General features: G+C 65.2%; 19 protein-coding genes. 9 read left to right on the top strand and 10 right to left on the bottom strand.

Going from position 1 to position 18,803, the window contains the following annotated elements; translation table 11 throughout:
- Nucleotides 1–1,302, top strand: a complete 1,302-nt coding sequence (locus EN857_RS09100) for an FAD-binding oxidoreductase (RefSeq protein WP_128274196.1) — start codon at nucleotides 1–3, stop codon at nucleotides 1,300–1,302.
- 24 nt (nucleotides 1,303–1,326) lie between these two features.
- On the opposite strand, the gene EN857_RS09095 is transcribed toward EN857_RS09100, so the two are convergent.
- From EN857_RS09095 to EN857_RS09065, 6 genes are all read right to left on the bottom strand, one after another.
- Complete coding sequence (locus EN857_RS09095) at nucleotides 1,327–1,833, bottom strand: L-2-amino-thiazoline-4-carboxylic acid hydrolase (protein ID WP_127393018.1); 507 nt, start codon at nucleotides 1,831–1,833, stop codon at nucleotides 1,327–1,329.
- Complete coding sequence (locus EN857_RS09090; RefSeq protein ID WP_127312005.1) at nucleotides 1,830–2,609, bottom strand: ATP-binding cassette domain-containing protein; 780 nt, start codon at nucleotides 2,607–2,609, stop codon at nucleotides 1,830–1,832. The genes EN857_RS09095 and EN857_RS09090 overlap by 4 nt, the downstream gene beginning before the upstream one ends.
- Nucleotides 2,606–3,613 carry an ABC transporter ATP-binding protein gene (locus EN857_RS09085; protein WP_187331320.1) on the bottom strand — a complete coding sequence of 336 codons (1,008 nt, stop codon included), beginning with the start codon at nucleotides 3,611–3,613 and terminating at the stop codon, nucleotides 2,606–2,608. The genes EN857_RS09090 and EN857_RS09085 overlap by 4 nt, the downstream gene beginning before the upstream one ends.
- Nucleotides 3,610–4,440: an ABC transporter permease gene (locus tag EN857_RS09080; RefSeq protein WP_127393017.1), complete on the bottom strand. Its 831-nt coding sequence runs from the start codon at nucleotides 4,438–4,440 to the stop codon at nucleotides 3,610–3,612. Before EN857_RS09080 ends, EN857_RS09085 begins: the two co-directional genes overlap by 4 nt.
- A complete protein-coding gene (locus EN857_RS09075; protein WP_127393016.1) occupies nucleotides 4,437–5,423 on the bottom strand; it encodes an ABC transporter permease in 987 nt (328 codons plus the stop codon). The genes EN857_RS09080 and EN857_RS09075 overlap by 4 nt, the downstream gene beginning before the upstream one ends.
- 261 nt (nucleotides 5,424–5,684) lie before the next feature.
- Nucleotides 5,685–7,295 carry an ABC transporter substrate-binding protein gene (locus tag EN857_RS09065; protein ID WP_127393015.1) on the bottom strand — a complete coding sequence of 537 codons (1,611 nt, stop codon included), beginning with the start codon at nucleotides 7,293–7,295 and terminating at the stop codon, nucleotides 5,685–5,687.
- A 375-nt stretch (nucleotides 7,296–7,670) separates the two neighbouring features.
- On the opposite strand from EN857_RS09065, the gene EN857_RS09060 reads away from it, so the two are divergent.
- On the top strand, nucleotides 7,671–8,858 hold the full coding sequence (locus EN857_RS09060; protein WP_128346248.1) for a Xaa-Pro peptidase family protein: 1,188 nt from the start codon (nucleotides 7,671–7,673) through the stop codon (nucleotides 8,856–8,858).
- Between the two features lie 173 nt (nucleotides 8,859–9,031).
- On the opposite strand, the gene EN857_RS09055 is transcribed toward EN857_RS09060, so the two are convergent.
- Genes EN857_RS09055 through EN857_RS09045 form a run of 3 tightly spaced genes read right to left on the bottom strand, consistent with a single transcriptional unit; the run spans nucleotide 9,032 to nucleotide 11,527 of the window.
- Complete coding sequence (locus tag EN857_RS09055) at nucleotides 9,032–9,448, bottom strand: cupin domain-containing protein (RefSeq protein ID WP_127393379.1); 417 nt, start codon at nucleotides 9,446–9,448, stop codon at nucleotides 9,032–9,034.
- A 4-nt stretch (nucleotides 9,449–9,452) separates the two neighbouring features.
- Nucleotides 9,453–10,319, bottom strand: coding sequence for a phosphoenolpyruvate hydrolase family protein (locus EN857_RS09050; RefSeq protein WP_127393378.1), 867 nt, complete (start codon nucleotides 10,317–10,319; stop codon nucleotides 9,453–9,455).
- Between the two features lie 11 nt (nucleotides 10,320–10,330).
- Nucleotides 10,331–11,527, bottom strand: a complete 1,197-nt coding sequence (locus EN857_RS09045; RefSeq protein ID WP_127393377.1) for a Tm-1-like ATP-binding domain-containing protein — start codon at nucleotides 11,525–11,527, stop codon at nucleotides 10,331–10,333.
- Between the two features lie 92 nt (nucleotides 11,528–11,619).
- On the opposite strand from EN857_RS09045, the gene EN857_RS09040 reads away from it, so the two are divergent.
- From EN857_RS09040 to EN857_RS09010, 7 genes are all read left to right on the top strand, one after another.
- Nucleotides 11,620–12,306, top strand: coding sequence for a TetR/AcrR family transcriptional regulator (locus tag EN857_RS09040; protein ID WP_127393376.1), 687 nt, complete (start codon nucleotides 11,620–11,622; stop codon nucleotides 12,304–12,306).
- Between the two features lie 356 nt (nucleotides 12,307–12,662).
- Nucleotides 12,663–13,979 (top strand): extracellular solute-binding protein, encoded by a 1,317-nt coding sequence (locus EN857_RS09035; protein ID WP_127284650.1) that lies wholly within the window; start codon nucleotides 12,663–12,665, stop codon nucleotides 13,977–13,979.
- A 66-nt stretch (nucleotides 13,980–14,045) separates the two neighbouring features.
- On the top strand, nucleotides 14,046–14,951 hold the full coding sequence (locus EN857_RS09030) for a sugar ABC transporter permease (RefSeq protein WP_127393375.1): 906 nt from the start codon (nucleotides 14,046–14,048) through the stop codon (nucleotides 14,949–14,951).
- A gap of 1 nt (nucleotide 14,952) precedes the next feature.
- Nucleotides 14,953–15,909: a carbohydrate ABC transporter permease gene (locus tag EN857_RS09025; protein WP_127284649.1), complete on the top strand. Its 957-nt coding sequence runs from the start codon at nucleotides 14,953–14,955 to the stop codon at nucleotides 15,907–15,909.
- Nucleotides 15,906–16,127 carry a hypothetical protein gene (locus EN857_RS09020; protein WP_127284648.1) on the top strand — a complete coding sequence of 74 codons (222 nt, stop codon included), beginning with the start codon at nucleotides 15,906–15,908 and terminating at the stop codon, nucleotides 16,125–16,127. The genes EN857_RS09025 and EN857_RS09020 overlap by 4 nt, the downstream gene beginning before the upstream one ends.
- Nucleotides 16,124–17,230 carry an ABC transporter ATP-binding protein gene (locus tag EN857_RS09015; protein WP_127284647.1) on the top strand — a complete coding sequence of 369 codons (1,107 nt, stop codon included), beginning with the start codon at nucleotides 16,124–16,126 and terminating at the stop codon, nucleotides 17,228–17,230. The genes EN857_RS09020 and EN857_RS09015 overlap by 4 nt, the downstream gene beginning before the upstream one ends.
- Complete coding sequence (locus EN857_RS09010; protein ID WP_127284646.1) at nucleotides 17,230–18,306, top strand: ABC transporter ATP-binding protein; 1,077 nt, start codon at nucleotides 17,230–17,232, stop codon at nucleotides 18,304–18,306. The genes EN857_RS09015 and EN857_RS09010 overlap by 1 nt, the downstream gene beginning before the upstream one ends.
- A 45-nt stretch (nucleotides 18,307–18,351) precedes the next feature.
- On the opposite strand, the gene EN857_RS09005 is transcribed toward EN857_RS09010, so the two are convergent.
- Nucleotides 18,352–18,783, bottom strand: a complete 432-nt coding sequence (locus EN857_RS09005) for a DUF4437 domain-containing protein (RefSeq protein ID WP_127284645.1) — start codon at nucleotides 18,781–18,783, stop codon at nucleotides 18,352–18,354.
- Nucleotides 18,784–18,803 lie beyond the last annotated feature (20 nt).

Genomic DNA, 18,803 nt, shown 5'->3' with positions numbered 1-18,803 from the left:
ATGGTTTCCAGTTCGACGGGTTTCAATTCCGGTCTCGATATCGGCAAATCCTACTATGTCGCCACCGCCAATCCGGCGCCGGATCATCCGGCGCTCATCGGCGATATCGAGGCCGACCTTGTGGTGGTCGGCGGCGGCTGCACCGGGCTGTCGGCGGCGCTCCACGCCGCGCAGCGCGGGCTGAAGGTGGTGCTGCTCGAAGGCGGCAAGATCGGCTGGGGCGCATCGGGCCGCAATGGCGGCCAGATGATCCCCGGCCTGCGCAAGGGCGCCAAGGGCCTGGTCAAGGCCTTCGGACCGGAACGGGCGAAGGCGCTGTTCGACCTCGCCTTCGAGGCGCGCGGGCTGGTGCTCGACATCATCGAGCGGCACGCCATCGACTGCGACCTCAGGCTCAGCGGCCATCTGGTCGGCGCGGTGAACAGTTCCGACCTCAAGGACCTGGAAGATGAGGCCGAGTGCCTGGCCCGCGTGATGAATTTCCGCGACGTCGAGATCCTGTCGGCGGCGGAAGCGCGCGGCAAAGTCGACACGCCCTATCACGGCGCCATGTACGAGCCGCTCGGCGGCCATATGCATCCGCTGAACTACACGCTTGGGCTTGCGCGCGCGGCCGTCGCGGCCGGTGTCACCATCCACGAGAATTCGGTCGCCGCGCGGCTGGAGCGGGAGCCTTCGATCAGGGTCTCGACGGCGACAGGATCGGTGCGGGCGAAGCATGTCGTACTGGCGGGCGACGCGCTGCTGCAAGGACTGGAGCCGCGCGTCAACAGCCGCATCATGCCGGTCGGCAACTACATCGTCGCCACCGAGCCGCTGGAGGGCAAGCGCAATGTGATCCCGGCCAACGTCGCGGTGTCCGACACGCGCTTCGTGGTCAACTACTACCGGATGTCGGCGGATGGGCGGCTGCTGTTCGGCGGCGGCGAGCGCTACACGCCGTCGCCGCCGGCCGACATTGCCGGCTTCGTGCGGCCGCATATGGAACAGACCTTCCCGCAACTGAAGGGCTGCCGCATCGACCATGCCTGGGGCGGGCTGGTGTCCGTGACGACGTCGCGCCTGCCGCATGTCGGGCACTATGGCGAGGTCTATTTCGCGCATGGCTATTCCGGCAAGGGCGTCATCCTGTCGACGCTGTCGGGCAAGCTGCTGGCCGAGGCGATCACGGGAGACGCCTCGCGGCTCGACCTGTTCTCGACGCTTAGCCCGCTGCCGTTCCCCGGCGGCACGGCGCTGCGCGGTCCGCTCTATGTGCTCGGCATGCTTTGGTATGCGATGCGCGACCGCATCAAGCACTGAGCGCGCGGGACGACGGCAAGCTGGCTAACCGGCATCCCTGTTGGTCAGCGCGATGTGGCAGCAGCCGGAGCCGTGGCCTGGCGTCCAAGTGACGTTGGCGAAGCGCACGCCGGTCGCCTCGAACAGGCCGCGGTCGAAGGCGCCGGCGATGCGGCAGAGCGTGGCGAGCTTCTCCTCGCCGACGCCGGCCTCGACCCAGGCGTCCTTCAGCGGACAGCGCTTCACCTTGAAGGCGATGTGGGTCGCGTTGCGCTCGACATCGGTCGGGTACATGCGGCCGCCATCCGGGCTGACGGCCAGAAACGCCTCGCCGATCGCCGGCGCATCGTTGGGGCCGAAATCGGCGAAAGCCGCGGCTGCGACTTCCTTGCCGCGCTGCTCGATGGTGCGGATCATGACAGCCTCGGCTCTCTCGGCGCCGAGTTCGGCCGTCAGTTCGTCGAGGAAGAGACGGTAGAGATCGGCCCGGTTGCGGAAAGCGGAATCGAGCTCGCGGGACAGTTTTTCGGCTCTGACGTCGGGGTCGGTCATGGTGCGGTGGTCCTGTTCAATCTCGGTGCCGCCGCCACCAGCGCCCTGCCGATCGCCGATTGCGGATTGCCGATGACGGCACGGGCATCGCCGCTTTCGGCGACCCGGCCGGCATCGAGGATGACGAGGCGGTGGGCGACGGCGCGGACGACGCCGAGATCGTGCGAAATGAAAAGGTAGGCGATCCGTTCCGTGGCCTGAAGGTCGAGCAACAAGTCCAGGATCCGGCCGCGCACCGATACGTCGAGCGCCGACACGGCCTCATCGAGCACGATCAGCGACGGTTTGGTGGCGATGGCGCGGGCAATGGCGACGCGCTGGCGCTGGCCGCCGGAGATCTCGTGGATGGCGCGCGGCGCGAGATCGGCGCCAAGGCCAACGCGCTCCAGCAGGGCGGCGATGCGGCGCGGGCGCTCTGTGCGCGAGGCAATGCCGTGAATGCGCAAGGGGTCGTCCAAGACACGCGCCACGGTGGCGCGCGGATTGAAGGCGGCGAGCGGATCCTGGAACACCATCTGCAGGCGCGCGCGCCTCGCACGCAGGGCAGATCCGCCCAGCGAGCGGAAGTCTGCGCCCTCGAACTGGATGGTGCCGGCGTCCGGCTCGGTCAGCCTGAGTACCAGCCGCGCGATGGTCGACTTGCCGCTGCCGGACGGGCCGGCAAGCGCCAGCGTCTCGCCGGGCTCGATCGCAAACGCAACGCCATCGACGGCGGCGACGGTTCCGCCGCCGCGACGATAGCGCTTGGTGAGACCGGAGACGGCGAGCAGGCTCATGCCGGCGCTCCGGCCTGCCGCAGCGGTCCGGCGTCGAGGCCGAGATGAGCGTCGAGCAGCGCGCGCGTGTAGGCGTGGCGCGGGGCGTTGACGATCTGCGCCGTCGTGCCGAGCTCGAGCAGTTCGCCATAGCGGAACACGGCGATGCGCTCGGCAAGCTCGGCGGCGAGCGCGATGTCATGACTGATGAACAGCAGCGTCATGCCGTCCTCGGCGACCAGCCGCCGGATGAGCGACACGATCTCGGCCTGCACGATGGTGTCGAGCGCGCTGGTCGCCTCGTCGGCGATTAGCAGTTTTGGTCCGGCAGCGATGGCGGCGGCGATGGCGACGCGCTGCTTCTGGCCACCCGAGAGTTGATGCGGATAGGCGCGCATGGAGGCGTCGGGATCGGGCAGACGGACGCGTTCGAGCAGGGTTTTGGCATGGGCGTAGGCTTGCGGCCAGGAGAGGCCGAGATGGGTCAGGGCGACTTCAGCGATCTGCTTGCCGACGGGCATGACCGGGTCGAGGCTGGAGGAGGGGTCCTGGAAGACGAAGCCGATGTCGCGGCCGAGGCGGGGTACTGCGCTGCCAAGATGAAGAGGTCGGCGCTCTACGGCGCCCCCCTCTGTCCTGCCGGACATCTCCCCCACAAGGGGGGAGATTGCCTTCTCATTACCGCTTTCGCCGATCATCGACGTTGAAAAAGAAGTGCCGGCGACGGAACTGCTGATCTCCCCCCTTGTGGGGGAGATGTCCGGCAGGACAGAGGGGGGCGCGAAGGAATGAGGCATTTGCAAATTCGGCATCGCCCATTCGATCGCACCTCCAATCCTGGCACCCCTCGCCAACAACCCCGCAATCGCCAGCGCCAGGGTGCTCTTGCCCGAGCCGCTCTCGCCGATGATCGCCAGGCGCTCACCGGCCTCGATCTCAAGGCTCACGCCCCTCAGCGCCGGCACCTCGCGGCCATCGCCGCGATAGCTCACCGTCAAATCGCGGATCGAAAGCAGCGCCGTCACGACAGGCTTCTCCGCACCGCCGTCGTCTCGACGACGCCTTCGCCGGCGAGGTAGACGCCGAGCACGGTCAGCACCAGGGCGATGCCGGGAATGATCGACAGGAAGGGCGTGGTGCGCAAGACGGCGCGGCCTTCGGCGATCATGGCGCCCCAGGTGACGCGGTTGGGGTCGCCCAGGCCGAGAAAGGACAGGGCGGCTTCCGTCAGGATCGCCGCCGCGACGATCACCGAGGACAGCGCCAGCACCGGCGGCAGCGCGTTGGGCAGCACTTCGCGAAAGGCGATCTCGAGCGGATGCATGCCGATGACGCGGGCGCCGGCGACATAGTCGCGCTCGCGGATCGACAGCACCTCGGCGCGTGCGACGCGCGCCGGTCCGGTCCAGGCACCGAGCGCGATGGCGGCAACGACCACGCCAAGCGAAGGGCCGACGATGCTGACGAAGGCCAGCGCCAGCAGGAAGCCGGGCACGGTCTGGAAGGCATCGGTGATGCGCATCAGCACCTCGTCGATCAGGCCGCCGGCAAAACCGGCCAGCGTGCCGACCACCGCGCCGATCAGGAGTGCTGCGCCCGCCGCCGACAGCCCGACGGCCAGCGAGGTGCGGGCACCGTGGAACAGTTCGGCCAGCACGTCGCGGCCGAGCCGGTCGGTACCGAGCGGCAGCGACCAGTCTTGGAATGGCGGCAGCAATGCCGGGCCTGCGATGGCCTGCGGGTCGCCGGGAAAGAGCAGCGGCGCGGTAAGCGCCATGGCGAATAGCAAGGCGAGGATCGCAGTTCCGGCGATCGCTTCCGGGCTGCGAAGGAAACGATGCAGCCGGCTCATGCGCCGGCCTCACTGGCGCCGACGCGCGGATCGAGCAGGGCGTAGGCAAGGTCGACCAGGAGGTTGATCACGATGACGAGCACGGCGCTGGTGAGAATGATGCCGAGCAGCAGCGGCGTGTCGCGTCCGGCGACGGCTTCCTGCGCCAAACGGCCGAGGCCGGGTACGGCAAAGACGCTTTCTATGACGACGCTGCCGCCCAGCGTCTGCGCCGACTGCAGGCCGAGCATGGTGATGAGCGGCAGCAACGCGTTGCGGGCGACATGGGCAAGCACGATGCGTCGGCGCGACAGCCCCCTGGCGCGGGCGGCGAGGACAAAGTCCTGCCGCCAGGCCTCGGCCATGCCGGCACGCATCATGCGCAGGTAAAGCGCGAGGTAGATGAAGCCGAGCGCCGAAACCGGCAGCACGAGATGGGTGGCGATGTCGGCGGCCCGCGAAAGGCCGGTCTTGGCGGAGGCGATGGTCTCGATGCCGCCGATCGGCAGCCAGCGCAGGTCGACGGCGAAGACGACGATCAGCACCAGGCCGAGCCAGAAGCCAGGCACGGCATAGAGTGCCAGCGAGCCGATCGACAGGAAGCGGTCGCGAAAGCTTCCGGGCTTTGCACCGGCATAGATGCCGAGCGCCGAGCCGAGGCCGAAGGAGAGCGCGGTGGCGCTGCCCATCAGGATCAGCGTGGTGGGCAGGCGTTCGAGGATGATGTCGCGGATAGGTCGCGAGAAGGTGACGGACTGGCCGAGATCGAGATGGCAGAGCGCCCAAAGATAGTTGGCGAGCCGCGTCAGTTCCGACTGGTCGAGGCCCCAGCGGTGGCGCAGCACCTCGATCAGGCCGGCGTCGCCGCCGGTCGAGACGATGTAGGCGTCGACCGCGTCGCCAGGGGCAGCTTCGAGCAGGAGGAATGTGCCGATGATGACGATCGAAAGCACAAAGACGCTGCCGACGAGACGGCGGCGGATGAGGGCGAGGGCGCGGGTCATGGCGAAGCCGCTCCAAGGCCAAGCCATGAACGCCGAGTTCTACGGCGCCCCCCTCTGTCCTGCCGGACATCTCCCCCACTTGGGGGGAGATCAGCTGGCACCGCGGCTTTCGCCAACCTGCAACGCTGCAGGAAAGTGCGAGGCGCCAAAGCCGCCAATCTCCCCCCTTGTGGGGGAGATGTCCGGCAGGACAGAGGGGGGCGCGAAGGAGCTCTCATTCTCGAAGCTGAGCACCCGAGCTGTCGATGCGCAAGTATGGGATCAGCCCGCCAAATAGGTGTCCGCCCAGTTCGATACCGCCCAGCGCGGGTTGTTGGCGATGTTGCCGACCGTATCGCGCGCGACGCTGATGAAGCTCCATTCGGCGACGTTGATCAGCGGCAGGTCGGCGGCGACCTTTTTCTGAAATTCCTTGTAGAGCTCGGTGCGGGCGGTGGTGTCGAGCGTCTCCGATGCCTTGGCGATGAGCGCGTCGAGCTCCGCGTTCTTGTAGCCGCCCTGGTTGGAGAAGGGCACGCCGTCCGGGATGCCGCTCTGCACCAGGATGGTGGTCGAGATCGCCGGGTCGCCGCGGAACACCGGCGGGCCGACGGCGAGGTCGAAGGCATGGTCTGTGTAGACGGCCTTGATATGCGCGGGAGAGTCGTTGTTGACCAGTTCGGCGTCGATGCCGACGGCGGCGAGCGCCTGGCGCAAATAGTCGCCGAACTGCTTGGTCTCGTTGAAATAGGGCGCCGGCAGGAGCTTCAGCGAGAAGCGATTGCCGTCGGGGCCTTTCTTGTAGCCGGCCTCATCGAGAAGAGCATTGGCCTTGGCGACATCGAAGGCATAGGTCGGCACGTCGGCGGTGTAGAACTGCGGGTCGTTCTTCGGCACCGGGCCGGTCGCGGTGGCGGCATAGCCGAGGAAGATCGTCTTGACGACGAAGTCCTTGTCGATGGCATGGGCGATCGCCTGGCGCACCTTGAGGTCGGCGAGTTCCTTGCGCCGATGATTGATCTCGACCACGAGCTGGTAGGTCAGCCCCTCATAGCCCTTGGTGATCACCTTCAGGCCCGGCACCTTGGAGATGCGGTCGAGATCGGCGAGCGGCACGGCGGAGAAAGCGGCAAGCTGGATCTCTTCCGCCTCGAGCGCCGCGGCCGCCGAGGTGCGATCGGGGAGCACCTGGTAGACGATCTCGTCGAGATAGGGCTCGTCCTTGCCCCAGTAGTCGGCGTTCTTCGCCAGCCGGTAGTACTGGCCGGCCTTGTATTCGGCGAATCTGTACGGGCCGGTGCCGACGGGCGCGTTGTTGGCCGGGTTCTCCTCGATCTTGCCGTTCTCATAGACATGCTTCGGCACGACGCTCGACAGCGCCGGCAGCGCATTGCGGATCAGCTGGAACGGCGTCGGCTTGGCGAATTTGAACACGGCGGTCAGCTCGTCCGGCGTTTCGACCGTGCTGAGATCCTTGAACACGGTGCGGCCGAGATTCTGCAGCGGCTTCCACAGCTGCAGCGCCGAGAAGGCGACGTCGGCGGAGCTGAACGGCTTGCCGTCATGCCACTTGACGCCGTCGCGCAGCTTGAACGTCACCGAGAGGCCGTCGGCAGCACCTTCCCAGGACAGCGCCAGGCGTGGCTGGAGCCCGTCCTTGCCGTCGAAGGAAGCCTCGGCCAGCGTCTCCACGACCTTGCTGGAGATGAAGAATACGCCGTTGGAGGCGACGATCGCCGGGTTGAGGTTGCGCGGCTCGGAATCGGCGGCAACGACCAGACGGCCACCCCTCTTCGGCGTCTGCGCGCGACCGATCACCGGCATGGCGGTGGAGGCGAGCAGCGCCGCCGAGCCGGCAAGCACGGTGCGCCTGGAAATGGTGAAAGCTGACATGATCGACCTCCGTCCTCCGCGCCACCCGGCGGGCGCCAATTCCCCTCGACGCCAGCGGGTCCGCGAACGTCCTTGCGGCGGCGATTATGGCCCTTGCCGAGGGTTTCGCCAGAGACGGAATTGGCGCATGGTGGCGTGGCTTTGAAATTTTCGTCCGCTGGACCAGGAAGCGGCCCAATCAACCAGACTGGTAGGACCAGATATGGCGATTGGCTGCGAGATTTGGCTTTGAGAAGTCTCTGCAGGCCAGGGGCTCCTATTTCTGGCTGGACCAGAGTGGTGAGCTGGTGCAGATTTGGCCGACAGCCAGACGATCAGCCACAAGACCAGCCGGCGAGCCGGCCCGATCGGCGGGCACATTCAGGGAGAGAAAAAATGAACATCGCCCCGGGCAAGAATGCGGTCGCCATTCCATTCGACCAAGCCAGGTTGGACGGGCTGATGGAGGAAGCGGGCATCGACGTGCTGCTCGCCACTTCCAAGCACAACACGCAATATCTGCTCGGCGGCTACAAGTTCATCTTCTTCGCCGCCATGGATGCGATCGGCCACAGCCGCTATCTGCCGATCGTCGTCTACGAGAAGGGCGGACCGGACCGTGCCGCCTATATCGGCAACCGCATGGAGGGCGCCGAGCACCAGAACAACCCGTTCTGGACACCGACCCTGCACGCTGCCTGCTGGGGCACGCTGGACGCCGCCAATCTTGCCGTCGAGCATGTGCAGAAGATCGGCAAGGGCGGTGCCCGCATCGGCATCGAGCCGGCCTTCCTGCCGTCGGATGCCTACACGCTGATCCGCAAGGCGCTGCCGGACGCGAAGCTCATCGATGCGACCGGCATGCTGGAGCGCATGCGCGCCATCAAGACAGACGCCGAGCTCGAAAAGCTGCGCATCGCCTCGGAGCTGATCACCGATTCCATGCTGGCGACCATCCAGTGGGCGCGTGAAGGCACGACCAAGACCGAGATCATCGAGCAGTTGCGGCGCGAGGAGACCAATCGCGGCGCGCATTTCGAATATTGCCTGCTGACGCTGGGCTCAAGCCACAACCGCGCGGCCTCGCCGCAAGCGTGGAAGCAGGGCGAGGTGCTGTCGATCGATTCCGGCGGCAATTATCACGGCTATATCGGCGATCTCTGCCGAATGGGCATCCTCGGCGAGCCGGACGCCGAGCTGGAGGATCTGCTGGCCGAGGTCGAAGCCGTCCAGCAGGCGGCGTTTTCGAAGGTCAGGGCTGGCGCGCTCGGCGGCGATATGATCGCCCATGCCGAGGGCGTGCTGAAAGCCTCTAAGGTCGCGCCTTACACGGATTTCTTCGCCCACGGCATGGGGCTGATCACGCATGAGGCGCCATTCCTTATGACCAACCATCCGGTCACCTATGAAGGCACCTACGCCGGGAAGCCGCTGGAACAGAACATGGTGCTGTCGGTCGAGACGACGATGCTCCACCCGACGCGCGGCTTCATCAAGCTGGAGGATACGGTCGCGGTGACGGACACCGGCTATGTGATGTTCGGCGACCGGGCGCGGGGGTGGAACAGGGGCGGGGTTTCATAAGGCTGAAAGTCGGCGCCGCCCCTCATCCGCCTGCCGGCACCTTCTCCCCGTAAAACGGGGAGAAGAAGGCAGCTTCGGCCATTTGCGAAATCGTTGACGAAGGCATCTTTCTCCCCGTTCTACTGGGAGAAATGTCCGGCAGGACAATGAGGGGCGGCGCCAGCCTCGAAGGTTCACTCCCCTGCCGGAACCAGCCTGAAATCCGGCAGGTCGCGCAGCACAAGCTCCGGTCCGGCCGGCGAATAGACGACAAAAAGCTGCATCGGCTGGTCGCCGGTGTTGAGCGTCGAGTGGAAGCGGCTTTCAGGCACGTAGATGGTGCAGCCGGGGCCGACCTTGGCCACCACCGGATTGCCTTCTTCGTCTTCGACCATCTGCTCGCCATGACCGGAGATGACGAAGATGATTTCTTCGGCGCCGGGATGATTGTGGCGGGTGTGGCCCTTGCCGGAGGGCAGGTCGACGACGCCGCCGGAAAAACGCTCCGCGCCATTCACTTCGGGCGCGACCGTTAGGGCCAGCCTGCCCCAGTCGAAGCCGAAGGCGCTGACGTCCTTCGGATACACGAACACCTTGCTCTTGTCGGTCATCGTCTCATCCCTTCTTTTTCTTGATGGTCGCCTTGCCGCCGCCGACCGCGACAGCCTTGAAGTCAGCCGTCTGTTTGGCGATTGCGGCCTCCGCCGGCAGCCGTTCCATCGAACTCGCGCCATAGAAGCCATGCAGCCCTTCGCAGCGCTCGAGGATGTAGCGGGCATCGTCCGGCATCGAGATCGGCCCGCCGTGGCAAAGCAGGATGACGTCCTTGCGCACCGAGCGCGCGGCCGCCGAGATGGCATCGATCTCCTTCACACAGTCGTCGAGCGACTTCGCCGAAGTGGCGCCGATCGAGCCGCCCGTCGTCACGCCCATATGGGCGACGACGATGTCGGCGCCGGCTTTGGTCATGGCGCGCGCCTCGTCCGGGTTGAAGACGTAGGGCGTGGTCAGGAGGTCGAGCTTGTGCGCTTCGGCGATCATGTCGACCTCGAGCCCAAAGCCCATGCCGGTTTCCTCGAAGCTTTGCCGCATGGTGCCGTCGAACAGGCCGATGGTGGGGAAGTTCTGTACGCCGGAAAAGCCCATCGTCTTCAGTTCGGCCAGGAACAGCGGCATGATGACGAACGGATCGGTGCCGTTGACGCCGGCCAGCACCGGCGTCTTCTTGACCACCGGCAGCACCTCATAGGCCATCTCCTTGACGATCTCGTTGGCATTGCCATAGGCGAGCAGGCCGGCGGCCGAACCGCGCCCGGCCATGCGATAGCGGCCGGAATTGTAGATGATGATGAGGTCGATGCCGCCGGCTTCCTCGGCCTTGGCCGACAGGCCGGTGCCGGCGCCGCCGCCGACGATCGGCACGCCGTCGGCGATCATCTTGCGGAATTTCTCCAGGATTTTCTTGCGCGGAATGGCGGCCATGCGTCCGGGTCTCACTTCTTGGCGATATCGAGGAAGGCCGCTGTCGCGGCCCTGGCGAATTCGGGATCGTTGATGTGCAGCGGCAGGCGCGTCACGTGCCGCGTCGCGTTGGGGCGGATCGAACGCTCGACGGCATCGAACAGCGCCGCGTCGGCTTCCGGGTCGAAGAAGGCGCCGCCTTCGATGTCGAGCGCCGAGACGCCCTTTTCCGGAATCAGGAAGTGGAGCGGACCCTCGCAGCGGCTCAGCCTTTCGCCGATCCATGCGCCGATCGCGCGGCATTCGGCCGGCGTCGTGCGCATCAGCGTCACGTTGGAATTGTGCTCATAGAACAGGCGCCCGCGATAGCGCTCCGGAATGGTCGGCGGCGCCCAGAAGTTGACCATGTCGAGCGCGCCGACCGAGCCGACATAGGGCAGCTTCGTGCGAGCGACGGCGCCGAAGCGATCCTCCGTCGCCGGCAGCACGCCGCCGAACAGTAGATCGCAAACCTCCGTCGTGGTGATGTCGAGGAGGCCGGCGAGCAGCCTCGAATCGGCGAGCTTCTCCATGGTGCGGCCGCCTGTGCCGGTGGCGTGGAAGACCATGCAGTCATAGCTGGCGCGCAGCTGGTCGGCGATCGCGGTCACGCAAGGCGTGGTCACGCCGAACATGGTGAGCCCCAGGGACGGCTTGCCGTCGGAGGCGGGTGCGGGTTTTGCAGCCATGCCCGAGATCGCCTGGGCGGCATTGTGCAGCACGACGCGCGACAGCCGGTTGAGACCAGCCATGTCGGTCACCGACGGCATCATGACGATGTCGGAGACGTCGACGTAAGGCGCGGTGTCGCCGGAGGCAAGCGTCGAGACCATGATCTTGGGCAGGCCGAGCGGCAGCGCGCGCATGCCAGAGGTGACGATCGAGGTGCCGCCGCCGCCGCCAATGCCGATCATTGCGGATATGTCGCTGCGCGACTGGACGAAGCGGGTGAAGGCGGCGGCCATCGCGGCGACCGACCTGCCGCGGTCGTCGATGCCGAGCACGGCGTTGCGGCCTTGGGGATGGTGGTCGGCGATCTCCTCGGCCGTGACATCGATCGGGACGGCGGCGGCGCGCGTTCCGACGTCGACGCGGGTCACGGCGGCGCCCGTGGCGACGATCGCGTCCGCCAGGAAGGCGAGTTCCTCGCCCTTGGTGTCGGCGGTGCCGACCACATAGATGCGCTTCATCGCGTTTCCCCGCTCCCTGGCGTTGTCGCCCGCCGCTCCTTGCCGGCCGTCAAGACCATTGCAATTTTTTGAGACGCGCGTATCGTATTGACATGGATGTCTCACGTCAACAAGCCGCGCCGAACGACGACACCGGACAGGGGGCAGGTCGCGCGGCCGAGCGCGGCGCGCGCGCCCGCACCAGGCGGCTTATGCTGGAGACGGCAACCAGGCTGATGCAGGCCGGCGCGACGCCTTCCGTCAGCGAGGTGGCGGAGGCGGCCGAAGTGTCGCGAGCGACCGCCTATCGCTATTTCCCAAGCCAGGCGGCACTGGTGCAGGCGGTGGTCGACGAGGGGCTTGGCCCGATCCTCACCTGGAAATCGACTTCCGACGATGCGGAGCGTCGGGTCGCCGAACTCTTCGCCGACGCCATGCCGCGCATCGAGGCCTTCGAGGCGACGTTCAAGGCGGCGCTGAAACTGTCGCTCGATCAATGGGCCAGGCGGCAGGCCGGCACGCTGGGCAGCGAGCCCGCCTTCACGCGCGGCCATCGCGTCGACCTGCTGAAGGACGCGATCGCGCCGCTCAAGGGTCAGTTGCCGCCGCGCGAATTCAAGCGTCTGGCGCAGGCGCTGTCGCTGATGTTCGGCGTCGAGGTGCTGATCGTGCTGAAGGACATATGGGGGCTGGACAGCCGCCGGATGATGACGGTCGCGCAATGGGCGGCGGGCGCGCTGGTGCGGGCTGCCCTGGCGGAATCGGAAGGTGGCGGCGCGTCGGCGGTAATGGCCAAATAAAGCAAATCTGGTTGGACCAGATGGCGTGACCAGTTGTGCATAATAGGCCCGATGAGGTGACCGGAACAAGGTGCATACGTATCAAGGAGTAGGAAAATTAAGGGAAAACAGGCAGATACCGCTGCAAATGGCCTGTCCGGCGATTCTTGATCGCTCAAGAAAGGGCTTGACGTCCGTCCGAAATTGGTAATACCAGATCAGAATAGTCGAAGCGGATCGAAAGTGAAGGTGGCGATCCATTTTCGGCCGGGCGAGGAGGCCCAAACCGGAAAGTGCCATCACGGGAGGAACTACCAGGGCCGGCCTCGTTGGCGGCTCGCATGACACGGTAGAATGCGCACAAGGGAGGAAACATTATGCGCAAGTTAGTGACCAGCGTGCTTGCTGGTATCGGCCTGACGCTTGCCTGCGGAACGTCCGTCTACGCGCAGGAAAAGGAACTCACCATCTTCTGGGCGGAATGGGATCCGGCCAACTATCTGCAGGAACTCGTCAACGACTACACAGCCGAGACCGGCGTGAAGGTCACGGTGCAGACGACGCCATGGCCGGATTTCCAGACCAAGGCTTTCACCGAGTTCAACGCGCACGGCGACGCCTACGACATGGTGGTCGGCGACTCGCAATGGCTCGGCGCCGGTTCGACGCAAGGCCACTATGTCGACCTCACCGACTTCTTCAACAAGCACAAGCTTGGCGACGTGATGGCGCCCGCCACAGTCAAGTACTATGCCGAATACCCTGGCGGTTCCGGCAAATACTGGGCGATCCCGCTCGAAGGCGATGCGATCGGCTGGTCCTATCGCAAGGACTGGTTCGAGGATCCGAAGGAGAAGGAAGCCTTCAAGGCGAAGTACAATTACGACCTCGACGTGCCGAAGACGTATGCGCAGCTGCGCGACATCGCCGAGTTCTTCCACCGTCCGGACCAGAAGCGGTACGGCGTCGCCATCTACACCGACAATTCCTATGACGCGATGGCGATGGGCGTCGAAAGCGCAATCTTCAGCTATGGCGGCGACCTCGGCGACTACGCAACCTACAAGGTCGACGGCATCACCAATTCGAAGGAGGCCGCCGCCGGCCTCGACATGTACAAGGAACTCTACAAGTTCACGCCTCCGGGTTGGGGCAAGACCTTCTTCGTGGAAGACAACCAGGCGATCACCGGCGGCCTCGCCGCGATGAGCATGAACTTCTTCGCCTTCTTCCCGCCGCTGGTAAACAAGGCCACCAACCCATTCGCCGACGCGACCGGCTTCTTCGCCAATCCGGCCGGCCCGGACGGCAAGCGCTTCGCCGCTCTCGGTGGCCAGGGAATTTCAATCGTCTCGTACTCGAAGAACCAGGAAGAGGCGACGAAGTTCCTGGAGTGGTTCATCAAGGACGAGACCCAGAAGAAGTGGGCCGACCTCGGTGGCTACACCTGCAGCCAGGCCGTGCTGAAATCGGAAGCGTTCCAGAACGCCACGCCTTACAACAAGGCGTTCTATGACACGATGTTCATGGTCAAGGATTTCTGGGCGACACCGGAATACGCCGAGGTGCTCGATCAGCTGAACCAGAACATCTATCCGTTCGTGGTCGGCGGCAAAGGCACCGCCCAGGAAGCGCTCGACAAGACCGCCGCCGAATGGAAGGCGACGTTCACCAAGTACAATCGCTACAAGTAAGCATCACATTCAGAATGCCGGAGGAGGGTTTTCCCCTCCGGCATTCCTGTTTCAGGGAGACGCTCGTTGGCTTCGGTAGCCCTCACACATCTCGATCCTGCCTCAAGGGCCGCGGCGCGCGGCTGGTCGGATCTGACCATCCGCAATCTGTTCATCATCCCGACGCTGGTGTTCCTGATCATCTTCAACATCTTCCCGCTGATCTATTCGCTGGGCTATTCCTTCACCAACTTCGCGGCCAACCGGAGCGAGCCCTGGCAATTCGTCGGCCTGCAGAATTACCGTGAGCTGCTCAGCGACGATCACATCTGGTCGAACTTCATCATCACGGCGAAATACGTCATCGTTTCGGTGGCCGGCCAGATGATCGTTGGCTTCGGCCTTGCGCTGCTGCTCAACCGCAGCTTTCCGATGAAGGGCCTGATCACCACGCTGCTGCTGTTGCCGATGATGATGTCGGCCGCGGTCGTCGGCCTGTTCTGGCAGCTGCTCTACAGCCCGTCCTGGGGCCCGATCAACTACGTCTTCGGCCTCGGCGATTTCGCCTGGCTGTCCAACCCGGACAGCGCGCTCTACGCCGTCGCGATCACCGATATCTGGATGTGGTCGCCCTTCGTCATGCTGCTTTCGCTCGCCGGCCTGTCGGCCGTGCCGCAGCATCTCTACGAGGCCGCGGCGATCGACCGCGCCGGCTGGTGGTACACCTTCACCCGCATCACCTTGCCGCTGGTCTCGCCGATCCTTTTGATCGCGCTGATCTTCCGCACCATGGAAGCCTTCAAGACCTTCGACATCGCCTACACGATGACGACCCAGCCGACCGCCGAACTGATTGCGATCCGGCTCTACAAGCAGGCGTTCCAGCAGTGGGATACCGGCAAGTCCTGCGCGCTGGCCTACATCGTGCTGATCATGGTGCTGGCTATCACCAACCTCTACGTGAAGTACCTCAACAAGGTGAAGGAGCGCTGAGATGGCCGCCGTCCGCACTTCTTCCGAGGTCGCCCTCAACCGCGCGGCAATCGTCGCGGTGCTGGTCGCGACGCTGATCTTCCTCGCGCCGATCTACTGGATCGCCTCCACGGCGTTCAAGCCGAAGGAACTGGCGGTCAGCGTGCCGCCCACCGTCCTTTTCCAGCCGGAAGTCACGCCCTTCATCCGTCTGTTCACCAAGCGCGTGCAGATGCAGAAGCCGGTCGACCCGCAAGTCTACGAAGCCGCGCCCTGGTGGGAGAAGCGCATCTATGACGGCGGCGAGCGGGTGCTGAAGGTCGGCAAGGACGTGCAGCTTTCGCAGTATCCCAACCGCTTCATGAACAGCCTGATCGTGGCGGTCATCAGCACGGTGCTCGCCGTCGGCATGGGAACCTTCACCGCCTACGGCTTCTCGCGCTTCAAGGTCGCGGGCGAGGCTGACCTTCTCTTCTTCATCCTGTCGACGCGCATGCTGCCGCCGGTGGTCGTGGCGATCCCGATGTTCCTGATGTACCGGATGGTCGGCCTCAACGACTCGCATATCGGCCTGATCATCCTCTACGTCGCCTTCAACCTGTCCTTCTCGGTCTGGCTGATGAAGGGCTTCATGGACGAGATCCCGAAGGAGTACGAGGAGGCTGCGCTGGTCGACGGCTACACGCGCATGCAGGCTTTCTTCAAGATCGTGCTGCCGGAAGCGGCGACCGGCATTGCCGCCACCGCGGTGTTCTGCTTCATCACCGCCTGGAACGAGTACGCCTTCGCGCTGATCATGACCAACCGGCGCGCCCAGACCGCGCCGCCGTTCATTCCCAGCCAGATCGGCTCCGGCCTGCCGGACTGGACGACGATCGCGGCGGGCACGTTCCTGTTCCTGCTGCCGGTCGCGATCTTCACCTTCCTGCTGCGCAACCACCTGCTTCGCGGCGTGACTTTCGGAGCGATCCGCAAATGAGCTTTCGCGCGGTCAACGAGAAGTACCTTTTGCCGGCCTCGCAGATCCTCATGGTGCTGGGCATCATCGCGCTCTGCCAGCCATGGAGCCTCAGCCTGCATTCCTATGGCGTGACGATCATCCTGATCGGGCTGATCGGCTTCAACATCACGTCGAAGATAGCGCCGGAGCGCCCGGAGGAAACCGGCGCCGCAATGCACGAGGGGGCCCGGCAGTGACGCAGATCGAACTTCGCGGCATCGAGAAATTCTTCGGTGCCGTCCAGGTCATCCACAATCTGAACCTCGCCATCGCCGACAACGAGTTCATCGTGCTGCTCGGCCAGTCGGGCTGCGGCAAGACGACGACGCTGCGTGCGATAGCGGGGCTCGAGACGATCGACCAGGGCGACATCCTGATCGACGGCAAGGCGGTGCAGCACCTGAAGGCGGCGGACCGCGACATCGCCATGGTGTTCCAGTCGTTTTCGCTCTACCCGCATATGACGGTGTTCGAGAACATCGCCTTTCCGTTGCGCGCGACGCGCATGGACAGCGGCGAGGTCGACAAATCGGTTCGCGAGGTCGCCCGGGTCCTGCGCATCACCGAACTGCTCGGCAAGAAGCCGTCGGCGCTGTCCGGCGGCGACATGCAGCGCGTGGCGATCGGCCGCGCGCTGGTGCGGCGTCCAAAGGCGATGCTGATGGACGAGCCGATCGGCGCGCTCGACGCCAAGCTGCGCGAGGAGATGCGGGCCGAGATCAAACGGCTGCACATCAAGCAGGGTTCGACCACGATCTATGTCACCCACGACCAGATCGAGGCGATGAGCCTCGCCGACCGTATCGTCATCATGCATGAGGGCTTCATCCAGCAGGTCGGCACGCCGGACGAAGTTTATTCGCACCCGGCCAATTTGTTCGTCGCCCAATTCGTTGGCAGTCCGGTGATGAACATCACCGAGGCCAGCGTTGCCGAAGCGGCCAGCCTCGCCACCGTCACGGTCGGCGATGCGCCCGCGGGGTTCGAGTTCCCGAGCGCGCTCTTGTCGAAGCTCAATGGCCACGCTGCCAATGGCGGCCTGACGCTGGGTATCCGGCCCGAAGGCGTGCTCGTCCGGCGCGAGGCCGCGCCGGGCTACTTGCCGGTGGAGGCGCATATCATCGAACCGCTCGGCTCCTTCGACATTGTCGACCTCAAGGTCGGCTCCAAGATGCTGCGCGCCCGCACCAAGGCCGGCTACGTCGCCGGCCCCGGCGAGAAGGTGCATGTCCGCATCGATCCCGAGCAGGCGCATTTCTTCGATACGGCAAGCGGCAAGTCATTGGGGGTGAGGCTGTAATGGCCCATATCGAACTGAAGAACATCACCAAGAAGTTCGGTGGCCACACCGCGCTGACGAGCCTCAACCTCGAAATCGCCGACGGCGAGTTCTTCGTGCTGCTCGGCGAGACCGGCGCCGGCAAGACGACGACGCTGCGGCTCATTGCCGGGCTCGAGAAGCCTACCGAAGGCCAGGTTTTCATCGACGGCGTCGATGTCGCCGACTGGGGCGCGGCCGAGCGCGACGTGGCGCTGGTGCTGCAGCAATATTCGCTCTACCCGCGCTACACGGTGCGCGAGAACCTCGAATTCCCGTTGAAGCCGAAGATCCGCCGGCTGCCGGACGCCGAGATCAAGGATCGCGTCGCCCGCGCCGCCCGCACGCTCCGGATCGAGCATCTGCTCGACCGCAAGACCGACCGGCTGTCCGGCGGCGAGATGCAGCGCGTCTCGATCGGCCGGGCCATCGTGCGCAAGCCGCGCGTGTTCCTGATGGACGAGCCGCTGTCGGCGCTCGACGCAAAGCTGCGCGAGGCGCTGCGCACGGAACTGAAGAACCTGCAGATGCAGCTCGGCGCCACCTTCCTGTTCGTCACCCACGACCAGATCGAGGCGATGTCGATGGGCGACAAGGTCGGCGTGCTCAATCATGGCCGCATCGTCCAGACCGGCACGCCGCAGGAGATCTACAACAACCCGCGCGACACCTATGTGGCGAGCTTCGTCGGCTCGCCGCCGATGAACCTCATCGACGGCAAGCTCGTCGACAATCGCGCGGTGATGGCGCCGATGAATTTCGAACTGCCGCTTTCAGGAGCCGGCAATGCGGCCGACGGTCGTCCGCTCGTCTTCGGCATTCGTCCGGAGGATGTCTATCTGGAGAGCGGCGCGCCGGTGGAGGCCCACGTCCACGATGTCGAAAACCACGGCGTCGAGAAGATCCTGACGCTCAGGGTCGGCGACACCATGCTGCGCGCCACGGTGCCGGCGAGAACCGATGTCGAGATCGAGCAGCCGGTCCGCTTCGCCTGGAACCCGGACAAGGTGGTGCTGTTCGACAAGGGCAGCGGGGTCAGCCTGCGGCACGCCAGCTAGCCTGACGATTTTCAAGCAACCGGGGCTGGCAGGCGCATCGTCTGGCTACTTCGGCAGATAGGTCTCGTAGGGCGTGTCGTTGATCAGCAGGATCACGCACTCCGTGTCCGACAGGCAGGCATCGTCATGCATCTCATTGGCCTTCTGGGTCCAGTAGGACCCTGGCGGCAACTCGACCCTGTTCGCCTCGCCGCCATCCATCTGCCAGTGCGCCCACAGCCCCTCAATGACCACGGCGCGATAGTCCGCGGTATGCGCGTGGACAGGCGCGCGCCAGTTGCCGGGAACTTTGAGCAAGGTTCCCGCCGGGCCCTTTGCACGCTCGCCCCATAGCGGGCCGAGGCGCTGCGGCTGGTCCGGCGCTTCGACAGCGTAAGGGATCTTGTTCGCCGGCAGGTAGCTGTCTTCGAGGGCGAATGCCCGCCCCGGAAAGACGGTGAGCGCGGCGAGCGCAAGCAAGGCTGGGTGATTGGCCATGGCGGGTTCCTCCGCCGGCC

The sequence above is a fragment of the Mesorhizobium sp. M4B.F.Ca.ET.214.01.1.1 genome (assembly GCF_004791545.1).
Lineage (GTDB): Bacteria > Pseudomonadota > Alphaproteobacteria > Rhizobiales > Rhizobiaceae > Mesorhizobium > Mesorhizobium abyssinicae.
The sequence above is the reverse complement of the archived record's forward strand: the minus strand, read 5'-3'. Positions and strand labels throughout refer to the sequence as shown.

Excerpts from the sequence above, each read along its gene's own strand:
- EN857_RS09095 (WP_127393018.1), bottom strand. The coding sequence starts at position 1,833 with ATGACCGACCCCGACGTCAGAGCCGAAAAACTGTCCCGCGAGCTCGAT.
- EN857_RS09080 (WP_127393017.1), bottom strand. The coding sequence starts at position 4,440 with ATGAGCCGGCTGCATCGTTTCCTTCGCAGCCCGGAAGCGATCGCCGGA.
- EN857_RS09060 (WP_128346248.1), top strand. The coding sequence starts at position 7,671 with ATGAACATCGCCCCGGGCAAGAATGCGGTCGCCATTCCATTCGACCAA.
- EN857_RS09035 (WP_127284650.1), top strand. The coding sequence starts at position 12,663 with ATGCGCAAGTTAGTGACCAGCGTGCTTGCTGGTATCGGCCTGACGCTT.
- EN857_RS09025 (WP_127284649.1), top strand. The coding sequence starts at position 14,953 with ATGGCCGCCGTCCGCACTTCTTCCGAGGTCGCCCTCAACCGCGCGGCA.
- EN857_RS09040 (WP_127393376.1), top strand. The coding sequence starts at position 11,620 with ATGGATGTCTCACGTCAACAAGCCGCGCCGAACGACGACACCGGACAG.
- EN857_RS09100 (WP_128274196.1), top strand. The coding sequence starts at position 1 with ATGGTTTCCAGTTCGACGGGTTTCAATTCCGGTCTCGATATCGGCAAA.
- EN857_RS09020 (WP_127284648.1), top strand. The coding sequence starts at position 15,906 with ATGAGCTTTCGCGCGGTCAACGAGAAGTACCTTTTGCCGGCCTCGCAG.
- EN857_RS09075 (WP_127393016.1), bottom strand. The coding sequence starts at position 5,423 with ATGACCCGCGCCCTCGCCCTCATCCGCCGCCGTCTCGTCGGCAGCGTC.
- EN857_RS09045 (WP_127393377.1), bottom strand. The coding sequence starts at position 11,527 with ATGAAGCGCATCTATGTGGTCGGCACCGCCGACACCAAGGGCGAGGAA.
- EN857_RS09055 (WP_127393379.1), bottom strand. The coding sequence starts at position 9,448 with ATGACCGACAAGAGCAAGGTGTTCGTGTATCCGAAGGACGTCAGCGCC.
- EN857_RS09050 (WP_127393378.1), bottom strand. The coding sequence starts at position 10,319 with ATGGCCGCCATTCCGCGCAAGAAAATCCTGGAGAAATTCCGCAAGATG.
- EN857_RS09090 (WP_127312005.1), bottom strand. The coding sequence starts at position 2,609 with ATGAGCCTGCTCGCCGTCTCCGGTCTCACCAAGCGCTATCGTCGCGGC.
- EN857_RS09065 (WP_127393015.1), bottom strand. The coding sequence starts at position 7,295 with ATGTCAGCTTTCACCATTTCCAGGCGCACCGTGCTTGCCGGCTCGGCG.
- EN857_RS09010 (WP_127284646.1), top strand. The coding sequence starts at position 17,230 with ATGGCCCATATCGAACTGAAGAACATCACCAAGAAGTTCGGTGGCCAC.
- EN857_RS09005 (WP_127284645.1), bottom strand. The coding sequence starts at position 18,783 with ATGGCCAATCACCCAGCCTTGCTTGCGCTCGCCGCGCTCACCGTCTTT.